At 60.1% G+C, this 11,731-nt stretch carries 9 protein-coding genes, 1 tRNA gene and 1 pseudogene; 3 read left to right on the forward strand and 8 right to left on the reverse strand.

Annotated elements, in window-relative coordinates:
• The first annotated feature begins 17 nt into the window (after positions 1-17).
• Complete coding sequence (locus tag HCK86_RS16295) at positions 18-1,328, forward strand: Gfo/Idh/MocA family oxidoreductase (protein WP_176085536.1); 1,311 nt, start codon at positions 18-20, stop codon at positions 1,326-1,328.
• Positions 1,329-1,617: 289 nt separating this feature from the next.
• Here the strand turns inward: HCK86_RS16295 and HCK86_RS16300 are convergent, their stop codons facing one another.
• Positions 1,618-2,211 (reverse strand): transglycosylase SLT domain-containing protein, encoded by a 594-nt coding sequence (locus HCK86_RS16300; protein ID WP_176085537.1) that lies wholly within the window; start codon positions 2,209-2,211, stop codon positions 1,618-1,620.
• A gap of 254 nt (positions 2,212-2,465) precedes the next feature.
• Here HCK86_RS16300 and HCK86_RS16305 point away from each other — a divergent pair, with 254 nt between their 5' ends.
• Positions 2,466-2,864 (forward strand): TIGR02300 family protein, encoded by a 399-nt coding sequence (locus HCK86_RS16305; RefSeq protein WP_176085538.1) that lies wholly within the window; start codon positions 2,466-2,468, stop codon positions 2,862-2,864.
• 95 nt (positions 2,865-2,959) lie between these two features.
• Here the strand turns inward: HCK86_RS16305 and HCK86_RS16310 are convergent.
• Together HCK86_RS16310 and HCK86_RS16315 are read right to left on the reverse strand one after the other, a co-directional pair.
• Positions 2,960-3,085 (reverse strand): annotated as a pseudogene (locus HCK86_RS16310) (chloramphenicol phosphotransferase); the annotation flags it as partial.
• Entirely contained in the window at positions 3,082-3,720 is a 639-nt protein-coding gene (locus HCK86_RS16315) for an aspartate/glutamate racemase family protein (protein ID WP_176085540.1), read from the reverse strand. The gene HCK86_RS16315 and the pseudogene HCK86_RS16310, both read right to left, overlap by 4 nt.
• A gap of 276 nt (positions 3,721-3,996) precedes the next feature.
• Here HCK86_RS16315 and HCK86_RS16320 point away from each other — a divergent pair.
• Positions 3,997-4,072 (forward strand) — tRNA-Ala (locus tag HCK86_RS16320).
• 93 nt (positions 4,073-4,165) lie between these two features.
• On the opposite strand, the gene HCK86_RS16325 is transcribed toward HCK86_RS16320, so the two are convergent.
• The 5 genes from HCK86_RS16325 to HCK86_RS16345 form a co-directional block, all read right to left on the reverse strand.
• Positions 4,166-4,924, reverse strand: a complete 759-nt coding sequence (locus tag HCK86_RS16325) for a sulfite exporter TauE/SafE family protein (RefSeq protein ID WP_176085541.1) — start codon at positions 4,922-4,924, stop codon at positions 4,166-4,168.
• A gap of 403 nt (positions 4,925-5,327) precedes the next feature.
• Positions 5,328-7,130, reverse strand: coding sequence for a DEAD/DEAH box helicase (locus HCK86_RS16330; protein WP_176085542.1), 1,803 nt, complete (start codon positions 7,128-7,130; stop codon positions 5,328-5,330).
• A gap of 262 nt (positions 7,131-7,392) precedes the next feature.
• The gene (locus HCK86_RS16335) at positions 7,393-8,343 is read right to left on the reverse strand and encodes an alpha/beta hydrolase (protein ID WP_210259934.1); all 951 of its coding nucleotides are present in this window, start codon (positions 8,341-8,343) and stop codon (positions 7,393-7,395) included.
• A gap of 333 nt (positions 8,344-8,676) precedes the next feature.
• Positions 8,677-10,122, reverse strand: a complete 1,446-nt coding sequence (locus HCK86_RS16340) for an NAD-dependent succinate-semialdehyde dehydrogenase (RefSeq protein WP_176085543.1) — start codon at positions 10,120-10,122, stop codon at positions 8,677-8,679.
• 81 nt (positions 10,123-10,203) lie between these two features.
• Positions 10,204-11,682, reverse strand: coding sequence for a M81 family metallopeptidase (locus HCK86_RS16345; RefSeq protein WP_176085544.1), 1,479 nt, complete (start codon positions 11,680-11,682; stop codon positions 10,204-10,206).
• Positions 11,683-11,731: the final 49 nt, after the last annotated feature.

Below are 11,731 nucleotides of genomic sequence, written 5' to 3' on the forward strand. Positions count from 1 at the left end.
ATCAAAAGGGCAAGACAATGAAATACGCAATCGTTGGTACGGGATCGCGGCACAAGATGTTTCGTGGCGCCGTTGCCGATACCTATGCTGACAAGAACGACCTTGTGGGCCTGTGCGACATCAACGAGAAGCGGCTGGCGCTCTCGGCTCTGGCCGTCGACAAGGGCGGAAACGGCATTGCGACCTACCGTGCCGAACAATTCGGCGAAATGATCGATGAGCAGAAGCCGAATACCGTCATCGTCACCGTGCCGGACTATCTCCATCACGATTATATCATCGATGCCATGCGGCGCGGTTGCGATGTGATGACCGAAAAACCGATGACCATCGATCTGTCCAAGCTGAAGGCCATTCTCGATGTGCAGAAGGAGACCGGCCGCAAGGTGACGGTCACCTTCAACTATCGCTACACGCCGGCCCGCACGCAGATCAAGGACATTTTGATGTCGGGCGCGATCGGTGATGTGACGGCGGTTTCCTTCCGCTGGTATCTCGACCGCGTTCACGGTGCCGACTATTTCCGCCGCTGGCATCGCTACAAGAACCAGTCCGGCGGTCTGCTGGTGCACAAGTCGACGCATCATTTCGATCTCGTCAACTGGTGGCTCGGTTCGTCGCCGACAAATGTCACCGCCCATGGCAGCCGTGCCTTTTATCAGCCGGAGATGGCCAAGCAGATGGGGCTCAGCGAACGTGGACCGCGCTGTTACGGCTGTCCCGTGGCGGAAAAATGCGATCTGAGGCTGGATCTGATGGCCGACGAGGCCCTGCGCGAGCTCTATCTGGACGCCGAGGATGAGGATGGCTATCTGCGTGATCGCTGCGTTTTCGACGAAGACATCACCATCGAGGACACGATGCAGGTTCACGCCACCTATGCCAATGGGGCGATGCTGAACTACACGCTTTGCGCCTACAGCCCCTGGGAAGGGCTTGAGGTGAAGTTCTACGGTACCAAGGGCGAGCTGTCGCATCGCCATGTCGAGGTGCATGGCGTTTTCGGCGGCGAACGGGCCAAGGCGGAAGGTTCGGAGGCTATGACCACGACACTTTATGTGGCCGGCAAGCCTGCGGAAGATCTTCCGGTGTGGGAAGGGGCAGGGGCCCATGGCGGCGCTGACCCGGTCATGCTTGGCTATCTGTTCGATCCGGACATGGGCCATGACCGCTATGGGCGCGGATCGACCCATATTGACGGCGCCTGGTCGATCCTGACCGGGATTGCCGCCAATGCCTCGATTGAACGCAATGAAACCGTTCACATTGACAGTTTCCTGTCCGAGCACGGTATCGTCCTGCCGAAGAAGGAATGGAAATTCGGCTGAATTGAAAAAGGCCGGCGGAGCGATCCGCCGACCCTTTGACTGCTGACAGAGTCATTCAGATTGCCTCATTGGGGTGAGATAGCTCTCCTCCGTCGTCATCCCCGTGCTCGTCACGGGGATCCAGGCTCTTTATGGCGTTGGATAAGAGAGACTTTCGCCGCGCGGACGCGCGTCGGCTGGATGCCTGTGACCAGCACAGGCATGACGCTAGAGAAGGGAACTCGGTTTGCCAACAAGCTGAGCCGGCGGAGCGATCCGCCGGCTTTTTCAGGAAAAGCCGTGGCCTGGTTTAGTTCAGGCAGTGGCGCAGCTGCAATTCGTAGGTGCGGGCCATTTTCTGAGCCCGGGCAGCGCCATTAAGGGCAACCGGACGGTTTTTGTAAACGCCGCGGGCATAGCCCGTCTGACCGCTGTGATAGGCGAGGTAGAGGTCGTAGGCGTCATTGAGCGGAATGCCGTTCCGGACATGGCTCTGATAGTGATACCAGGCAATGAATGCGATCGAATCGCCGAAATCCGTGCGGCTTGCACCGCGGTTTCCGGTCTGACGCTTGTAGTCATCCCAGGTGCCGTCAAGCGCCTGGGAAAAGCCGAGGGCGCTGGAGGGGCGGGAGCCCGGGAAAATGCCGAAATACCATTTGCGCGGCGGACGAGCATTGGAATCGTAAGACGATTCCACATAAACCGTCGCCATCAGAACCGAGACGGGCACGCCATACTGGTTGGATGCACGCTTGACGTCACGCGACCAGTTCTCGAAAATTCCGTTCTTTTGCGCCAAAACGGCGCAGCTGTTTTCGGTATTGCTGATCGTAGTCGAGCAGCTCGACAGAACAGCAAGGCTGAGCAGGGCAAAAATGGCCGACAGAACCGATCTCTTCATGCTTGCAGCTATTAGGTAACAGACCTTAAAAAAACGTTGGCAAACACGGTTAATGCCGCATCCGGCAATCCTGCACTTGATCTTCGTGCCCGCTCGTGCTGAAGCTTGCGCCGGGCATGCCTGCAGCGGAAAAAGTTTGGCTTTGACATAAGCCCCACCGCACTATAAGGGGACCGCCTGATAACTAGAGCTGTAAATTTCGGCTCGACGGCTTGAATGCCGGTCTTCATCCGGAGAATCACGAGGGTATTGACGTGGCCAAAGCGGAACTTGGAACCAAGAGAACCTGCCCCGATACGGGCAAGAAATTCTATGACCTGAACAAGGATCCGGTCGTGTCGCCCTATTCGGGCAATTCGTGGCCACGGTCCTTCTTTGACGATACGGCCATCAGCAAGGTCCTTGAGAAGGAAGAGGAAGAAAGCGACGTCCAGGAAGTCGACACCGAAAACGGTGATGTCGAACTGGTTTCGCTTGAGGCATCGGATGACGACAGCCCCTCTGACAACATGCCGGACATCGATGGCGAAGAAGATGATGATGTCGATCTCGGCGACGATGATGACGACACCTTCCTCGAAGAAGATGATGATGACGATGATGACGATGTTTCCGGCATTATCGGCGTTTCCGACGACGACGAGGAAAACTGATCGCGCATTGATGTGATCAGGTCTGGATCTTGTACAAACCCGCGCTTCGGCGCGGGTTTTTACGTTCGCGCCGTGTGGAGCCGGGCAGGCAGGGGGCCTTCCGCGCCAAGATTGATCCAGTCTCCGTCAAAACTGTCCTGAATGGCGCGTGCGATGCTGGTTTTGCCGGAACGTGTTGCGCCGTTCAGAATGATGATCCGTCCATTTCCGTGCGCGATCATCGGCCGTGAGCGGCGTTGGCGGCCGCGAGCAGGCCCGCCGATGGGCTGGTGAAGGCCTTCGGGCCGGTCGAGGCGCGTTCTGCCGCCTCTGCCATGGTGGCCTGGGCAAGGGCGATATGATCGGCGCTCTGTGAATAGGCCCGGTCAATGGCTGCGGCGATGTCGTTGTAATAGCCATCCAGATCGCCAGCCTTGCGCCTGGCCCAGGCACCCTCAACCAGCTGGATTGCGAAATTGCCGCCAGATGGTTCTGCGATGCGGGCAAAGAGGGCGCGTGTCGGCTCCATCGTGGTCGGCGCGGCGCAGAGCACGACAAGCCTGCCGCCGGCGCCAAGGGCCTCAACGGCCAGTGCCTCATCGACACGCAGGACGGGGCTTGCGGCTTCTGTCACTGCCTCGCTTGCCGGGCCGAGCGTCGAGCAGGTCAGCAAGACGGCATCGGCGCTGCGCGACAGCGCTTCGAGCGCACGGGCCGCCTCGTCCCGGATCGCAGCCGTCAGCGCGCCCTGTTCTTCGGCGCGCGCCAGAAGATCGGCACGCAGCGTGTGGCTCAGTGTCAGGCCATCGATGGCGCGCGCCGCCGCGTCAAAAACGGCGATATTGCTTTCAACGGTGTGGAGGCAGGCGACATGCATTTCATTCTCCGCTCGAATCGTGGGTGACAGGGTGAGGGTAGCGCAGTGCGATGACGGTTTCACGGGCCCGTTTCAGTGATGGCGCTGCGGACAGGGCAAACTTTCTCACACTGCAAAAGCCCTTGTTTCGGGCGATTTTTCACCGCCGATGAAATTTTTGCGACGCAAGTCATTTTTGGGGCTTGCATCCGTCAGGAAAGCAAAGTAACAAGCCGCCATCCGACGCGAACAGGCGCCGGGCGGGTCGAAAAAGAACCAGCTTTCGATCTGTTTCGTGGGGCTATAGCTCAGCTGGGAGAGCGCCTGCATGGCATGCAGGAGGTCAGCGGTTCGATCCCGCTTAGCTCCACCAAATCTTCCCCTTGTTTGTAAATTGCAGCATAGTTTGAACACCTTGGACAGGCTTTGACCGTTTAGGTCACATGGCTTCGTCTTCGCTATCGGGTCAAATGCTGCGAACGCCTTCAAGAATGAGCAAGCAGCCGCCGAAGATGACAACGCCATCGAGAATGTAGACATGCGTGGAGTGTGAAAGCTTCCGGGTGAAACGCTTCGCCAGGAAAGGGCCGGGAAGCGCGGATACACCTATGAGAGCCGCCATGATCCATGAGGAATACGGCAAAGCGCCCGCTGTCTGAAAAACAAGAACCTTGGAAAGCCCCAGAACAAGGGATATCCCGGCATCGGTGGCAACCACCGCAGGGCCATTCAGGCCAGCCGCCAGCAGAATGGTGAGCAGGACTATTCCCGCACCGGATGTTCCGCCCGTCAGCAGACCATAACCAATTGCTGCGGTGGTCAATCCTTTTCGGCTTAGGTTGCCGTGAAGCCGCATCAGATAGCGACGAAGGGGAACCAGGAGGATCAGCACTGAGCCGATGAGAATTGAAACGCCCGCTCCGGAAAGCCGTGTATAACCGAACGCGCCCAGCGCACAGGTCGGTAATGAGACTGACGAAATCAAAATCAGCCTGGAACGATCAAGTTCGGAGAAAAAGGCGACAACCCGGCTTCCGTTCGTCAGGAGTGCCGAGAGGCTAATGATCGGCACAACATATTGAGGGCCAACAATGGGGAGCAGAACTGGCGGCAACAATAATCCGGTGCCATAGCCGGTGACGCCTCCTATGAATGCCGCAGCGAAGGCTACCGCAGCCACAAGCGCATAAAGCCAGATGGTTGTATCCGCAGAAATTGTGTCCATGAGCGAATTATCGCCAATTTCAAATTTCTGCTAGCGGTAAAATTCAGAAGACGGGCCCACGGCCGCTCAGTTCGCGATCCCTGAAAAAACGACCGCCCCCTTCCGGCCCTTTTTCTGCCGGTCCCACGGTGCCTTCGCAAATCGAAGTCTTTCGAGCACGCGCGGCGGAAACCTCTTGCGGCGAAGCTCTGATGCTATCTGGCTGAATTGATCAGACCGCTGCATGTCGCGATGTACGAACGATGTGGTGCGTGACGCGCTCCCGGCGGGCAGATCGCCTGGCCGGAGCATCGAGCCGGGATTTGTTCGTCACATGAATGCCTTCTTGACGCTGGCGCCCGGTTGGTTGCGTTTCACACTGCAAAAGCCGTCAGAGGGGCCGTCAAGGGCCGGAACGCCCCGCTCAGGCGGGACGCTTCGGTTTCCGGCTCTTGTGCTTCGGCGCCTTGCCGCGATCGGCTGAGGGGGCCTGATGCTTGCGGGACGGTTTGCCGTCCTGCTTGAATTTCGGTTTCGCCTGTCTCGGCTTTTCGCGCATCTCACCGGCCGGCGTGATGCGGATGCCTTTCTCGACGCTGCCGGGCTTCCTGAGCTGTGCCGCATAATCGGCGGCCTTGTCGGCGGCGATTTCGAAACGGGTTTCGGTGTCATCGATCCTGATCGCGCCGACATCGCGTCTGGTCACGCCACCGGCGTTGCAGATCATCGGCAGCAGGAATTTCGGATCGGCGCGCTGCTTGCGCCCGAGCGAGATGGTGAACCATACGCCGTCCTGCATGTCCGTGCTGCGCGGTTCGCGAACCGGGGCATGTTTGTCCGCGGCCCGGCGGACGCGGCCCGAGGCCTTGTCCTCGAGCATTTCGGCGGGAAGCGGCGAGAGTTCCTCGGGAACGGGATGGGCGGCGAGCTGCTGGCGAAGGAACGCCGCTGTAATGCGCTCAGGCCCCGCCTGGGCCAGCAATTCGGCCACGAACGCAGCCTCCGCTCCTTCGGGCTCTGCGGCAGAGGCGGCGGCATCGATGATCCGCCGGCGGTTGCGCGCTTCGATATCGGCAATGCCAGGCGCTGCACGGACGGTCGCTGTAAGCTTCGCCAAGGCAAGCACGCGCCGGGCAGCACCGCGCCGGTTTTCCGGAACGATGAGCACGCAGACGCCCTTGCGACCGGCGCGGCCGGTCCGGCCGGAGCGATGCAGCAGGGTTTCCGGATTGCTCGGCACATCGGCGTGGATCACGAGGTCGAGGTTGGGAAGGTCGATGCCGCGCGCGGCGACATCGGTCGCCACGCAGACATGCGAGCGTCCGTCGCGCATGGATTGCAGCGCATTCGACCGCTCCGATTGCGCCATTTCCCCCGAAAGCGAGACCACCGCGAAGCCACGATTTGCCAGCCGCGCCGTGAGATGGCGAACCGCCTCACGCGTGTGGCAGAACACCAGGGCGCCGGCGCTGTCGGTGTCGAGCAGCGTGTTGATGATGGCGTGTTCGCGCTCGTCGCGCCGCACCAGCATCAGCTGATAGTCGATGTCGGCATGCTGTTCGCTGGAGCCGGTCGTCTCGATGCGCACCGCATTTGTCTGAACGGTTCTGGCCAGCTCGGCGATGCCGCGGCGAACAGTCGCCGAAAACAGCAATGTACGGCGCTCCTCAGGTGCAGCGCCGAGAATGAACTCCAGATCATCGCGAAAACCGAGATCCAGCATCTCGTCGGCTTCGTCGAGCACCACGGCGCGAATGGCGCTGAGGTCCAGCGCGCCGCGCGTGATGTGGTCGCGCAGGCGGCCGGGTGTGCCGACGACGATATGGGCGCCGCGGTCGAGTGCACGGCGTTCGTTGCGCATGTCCATGCCGCCAACGCAGGTCGCGATCCTGACGTCAGCCGCCGCATAGAGCCAATCGAGTTCCCGCTGAACCTGAACGGCGAGTTCGCGCGTTGGCGCGATGACCAGGCCGAGCGGTGCGGCCGCCGCCGCAAAACCTTCGCCATCCCCAAGCAGCGTCGGTGCGATGGCGATGCCGAAGGCGACCGTCTTTCCCGAGCCCGTCTGCGCCGAGACCAGGAGATCGGCGTCACCGTGATCTTCATTGGTCATCGCCAGCTGAACCGGCGTCAGCGCGGTGTAGCCTTTCGCAGCGAGTGCCTGGGCAAGGGCCGGATGGATGCCGGCGATCGGGGATTTGTCGTTGGAAACGGTATTCGGCGTCATGGTCACCACCTTTGCTGGTTGCCGAATATCATCATGTGTGCGCTCTGGATAGCGATAGTTTGCCGCCATCCGCGCCTGTCGCAACACCGGGCTGAAGGCGACATCCAGCGAAATCGACCGGAGGGCGGAGCCGAGAGGATGTTGACTGATTATCGGTCAGATCCGCAGAGCGGGCGTAGGTTACGTGGCGTGCGAAGGTCAACTGAGGGCGGGGAGCGGACGTTTGTTGCGGGGCGGGTGAATGGCTGCTTGCCCACAAAAGTCAGGACAAAATGCCAATTTTCTTCAACCACGTCATCACCAAATCTGGCCATTGTCCGATAGGAAGGTCCGGCTTTCTAAGTGCAAACGCATGGCCGCCTTTGCTAAAGATATGCATCTCGGTAGGCACGCCTGCCTTCTCGAGCCGATCCGCATAGACCAGACTATTGCAGACGTTGTCTGTGTCGTCGTCGCGCGCATGAACAAGGAAGGTTGGCGGTGCCTCCCTTGTAACTTTAAAATTGGTCACTCGCGGTTGTCCGGAGTCAAAGCACATATGCCCAGGAAAAGCCGCGACAGCAAAGTCCGGCCGGCTGCTCAACTTGTCAGCTTCATCAACGAGCGCATAATTGGGTTTGAGAATGTTACTTGTCTCGGCCACCAGAAAACCGCCAGAGGAAAACCCGATCACGCCAATCTTGTGCGGATCTATCTTTAGTGATTGCGCATTTGCTCTCACGAGCCGGACAGTACGTTGAGCATCCTGAAGCGCCCGGCGAATCTTTGGCGTAATCCGGCACTTGCATTCCTTGTTCCAATAGTCGTCGCTTCCTGGCACGCGATATTTGAGAAGGATGCACGTTATGCCGTTGGAGGTTATCCAATCACAGATTTCCGTGCCTTCCAGGTCCATCGCCAGAACCCGGAATCCTCCGCCTGGAAACACGATAATCGCAACGCCCTTGTTCTCGCCTTTGGGAGAATAGACCGTAATTGTCGGATCGGTGACATTGAGAATGGTCTGCGTTCCGGGTTTCAAGCTTTCCGGCGGAAGCGAAATGCCTTCCATATCCGGCGCACCATGCGGCCAGATTGGAATTTGTTGGGCATCGCCTTGGGGCTGCCAGACCTCACTGTCTTTCGCCTCGGTTTGCCCGCTCACGGCAATCGCACCGATCAGACATAAAATTAAAAAGAAAAGTATCCGCGCCACTTTTTCAAAGTTTCTCATCCGCCATCGGTCCATCCCATTCCTTTCATAGAAGCTGACAATGCTTGAATTTAGAACAGTTTGTCCAAAGCGGATATTCCGCCTGTTGGAGGTGAATGGCAACTCCGGGCCGAAAGCGACTAAGCTCCTCTCAAATCCGAACGTCCGCTTCGCTGATTGGCGAGACCAAAGCCGCCAGTCTCCTCCCGACCCCGGTTCTGCCGGTCCGCGCGCGCGTTCCCGCCGAAAGGTTTGTTTGTGCCCGGGGGAATTGTCCCCCGGTTTCGGTTTCACGCCGTCATTCCGGCCCGAGGCGGGGGCGTCAGGCCATTGTCATCGTTGCTGCTTGCGGTTTCAGGCAGATAGCGGCCTGCGGGTGATGAAGCGGGTTTCGAGATAGGCTTCAACCGCTTCCGAGCCGCCTTCCGTGCCATAACCTGAATCGCGGATGCCGCCGAAGGGAACTTCGGGCAGTGAAAGCCCCAGGTGATTGATCGAGACCATGCCGCTGTCGACTTCATTGCCGATCCGGGCGGCGGTGCGGTCCGAAGCGGTGAAGGCATAGGCCGAAAGGCCGAAGGGCAGGCGGTTGGCCTCGGCAATCGCCTCGTCAAGATGATTGAAGCGATTGATGACGGCGACTGGCCCGAAGGGTTCCTCATTCATGATCCGTGCCGAAAGCGGCACATCGCTCAAGACGGTCGGGGCGAAGAAATAGCCGCGATTGCCGAGTCTCGCTCCGCCGGTCCGCAGCGTGCCGCCGGCGGCCACCGCATCATCAATCAGCGCCTCAAGGGCAGGGATGCGCCGCGGATTGGCGAGCGGGCCCATCACCGTTTCGGGGTCTAGCCCGTTTCCAACCTTCACCTCGGCCGCCGCCTTTGCGAAGGCTTCGATGAAGCGGTCGGCAACCGGTTGCTCGATCAGAAAACGCGTCGGTGAGACACAGACCTGTCCGGCATTGCGAAACTTGTATGTCGCCATTGTCGCGACGACCGCGTCAACATCGACATCGCCTGTGACGATGACGGGGGCGTGGCCACCGAGTTCCATCGTCACCCGCTTCATATGCTGACCGGCAAGCCCCGCCAGCATCTTGCCCACCGGCGTCGATCCGGTGAAGGAGATCTTGCGGATGACGGGATGGGCGATGAGATATTCCGAAATCTCGGACGGAATGCCATAGACCAGGTTGACGACGCCATCCGGCAGGCCGGCATCGGCAAAGCAGCGGATCAGTGCGGCCGGCGCGGCGGGGGTCTCCTCCGGCGCCTTGACGATGATGGAGCAGCCGGTGGCAACAGCGGCCGACAGCTTGCGCACGACCTGGTTGATCGGGAAATTCCACGGGGTGAAGGCGGCAACCGGGCCGACCGGCACCTTGACCGTCATTTGCAGCACATCGGGATGGCGCGCCGGAATGATCTGCCCATAGGTGCGGCGGGCTTCCTCGGCAAACCAGTCGATGACGTCGGCACCAGCCCGGATTTCCGCCTTTGACTGCGACAGCGGCTTTCCCTGTTCGCGGGTCATCCAGACGGCAATGTCGTCGCAGCGTTCCCGCAGCAGATCGGCGGCACGGCGCATGATCCGGCCGCGCTCGAAAGCAGACGTTGCCCGCCAGACCGAAAAGCCCTGATCAGCGGCGGCAAGCGCGTCGTCAAGATCCTGTTTTTCTGCCCAGGCGACCGTGCCGATGACGTCTTCCGTGGCAGGGTCGAGAACCGCGATGGTCTTGCCCGAACGGGCGGGCCGCCACTGGCCATTGATGAACAATTCAACGTCCGGATAGTCTTTCATGCTGTTACCTTTATTTCAGAAGCCGAAAGAATGCGGCTTGCGCCTGTTCTTTGCCTTTATCAACTTTTTTTCACAAGGAATTCAGAGCAGGAACGCCGGAGGCACATGTTTGAAGGGAATGGCGTGCAGATCGCTCGGCGCCGGGCCGGGCGATTCAATGTCAATGAGCGCGCCGCACAGCGGCTCGAAAGAGGCGCGGAAATGGTTCTTTGCCTTGACCAGCAAAAGGTCGGTCTCATCGAGATCGATGCCATGCAGCCGGCACCAGCCCGGATCGTTGACGCTCTGGCAGGTCTCGGCAATGATGATGCGAAGATTGTCGCGCCGGATGACGGCGGTGCGGCCGATGGAAACGGCAAGGCCATTCTCCATCGGTCCCTCATTGCGAAACCGGCCATCCGTCAGCCGCTCTATGGTGCCGTCAAAGCAAACCGGCGCACCATATTCGGGCATGATGCGCCCGCCGAGCTGTGCCTCGATCGGCGCGCCTTCCCCCAGCGCAAACGCCCGCTCCACAAGCGCCGGATCAAAGAAGAACGAAAAGACGGTGCGCCGGGTCGAGCCGCTGTCCAGGAAGGCCCGTAGAAGCCCTGTCGTATCGCCGATGCCGCCGGAAAGCGGGTTGTCCGCCGTGTCGATGACGGCGATCGGCCCCTTTCTCCCCGATGCCAGCAGCGCTTCTGCCCTTTCGAGCCCGGCAGGGGCGGGCGTCACCTTGGCTCGGAAGGCATCGCGACGCGCCATCATCGCATCATGCATCTGCCTCAGCGATGCTGAAACATCCGTTCCAGCCTCTGCCGTAATGGTGGCAAGGCCGCTTGAATAGGGGCTGTCGGCATAGGTGAATGAGGCAAAGTAGGTCGCGTCATCGATGGCGGGATCAGCCGTCAGCCCCTCGGCAAAGGTGACGAGCTCGCGCATCGGCCCGCTGGCGGTGCGCATCATGTGGCTCAGCGGCAGCATCGGCACGGGCAGCATGTTGAGACGGTAGGCGCGGCCGTTCCGCAATGTTTGCATGAGCATCGACAAAGCCCGCTCGCCGGTCTCGAACATGTCGACATGCGGATAGGAATGGTAGCCGGACAGGATCTGCACCAGTCCGGCAATGTCCGGGTTCAGGCAGGCATGCATGTCGCAGGTGATCGCGATCGGCACATCGGGACCGACAGCGGCACGGATGCGTCGAAGCAGGTCGGTATCGGGTGAGATCGACCGTTCGGACAGGGTCGCCCCGTGCAGGGAAACATAGACGCCATCGTAAGCTTCTGATCCGAGACCGTCGATGATCAGGTCATGGATGGACTGCATGTCCTCCTCGACGGCAAGGCCACCGGGGGGTGCTGCGGTGCAGAGCGAGAAGTGAACGTCAATATCGCCCTCACGCTCCATCATCGCCACGACGGCGCCGATCTCGGTCGCCGTGCCGCGATAGAAGTCGGCCGCCGAGGGTCCGATCTGCCATTCACGCTGCTGAAAATCGGCAAGCCGCGTCGGCACAGGCGTGAAACTGTGGGCCTCGTGCCAAAGCCGGGCCACCGCGATCCGCAGATGTTTTTCCATAGACTGTCCAGTTCCCTTTCGTCGGCGCCGCGCGATCAAACCCGGCCGG

It is taken from the genome of Martelella sp. HB161492 (genome assembly GCF_013184775.1).
In the GTDB taxonomy this organism is placed as follows: Bacteria; Pseudomonadota; Alphaproteobacteria; order Rhizobiales; family Rhizobiaceae; genus Martelella.

Excerpts from the sequence above, each read along its gene's own strand:
- HCK86_RS16335 (WP_210259934.1), bottom strand. The coding sequence starts at position 8,343 with ATGAGAAACTTTGAAAAAGTGGCGCGGATACTTTTCTTTTTAATTTTA.
- HCK86_RS16340 (WP_176085543.1), bottom strand. The coding sequence starts at position 10,122 with ATGAAAGACTATCCGGACGTTGAATTGTTCATCAATGGCCAGTGGCGG.
- HCK86_RS16295 (WP_176085536.1), top strand. The coding sequence starts at position 18 with ATGAAATACGCAATCGTTGGTACGGGATCGCGGCACAAGATGTTTCGT.
- HCK86_RS16300 (WP_176085537.1), bottom strand. The coding sequence starts at position 2,211 with ATGAAGAGATCGGTTCTGTCGGCCATTTTTGCCCTGCTCAGCCTTGCT.
- HCK86_RS16330 (WP_176085542.1), bottom strand. The coding sequence starts at position 7,130 with ATGACGCCGAATACCGTTTCCAACGACAAATCCCCGATCGCCGGCATC.
- HCK86_RS16345 (WP_176085544.1), bottom strand. The coding sequence starts at position 11,682 with ATGGAAAAACATCTGCGGATCGCGGTGGCCCGGCTTTGGCACGAGGCC.
- HCK86_RS16325 (WP_176085541.1), bottom strand. The coding sequence starts at position 4,924 with ATGGACACAATTTCTGCGGATACAACCATCTGGCTTTATGCGCTTGTG.
- HCK86_RS16315 (WP_176085540.1), bottom strand. The coding sequence starts at position 3,720 with ATGCATGTCGCCTGCCTCCACACCGTTGAAAGCAATATCGCCGTTTTT.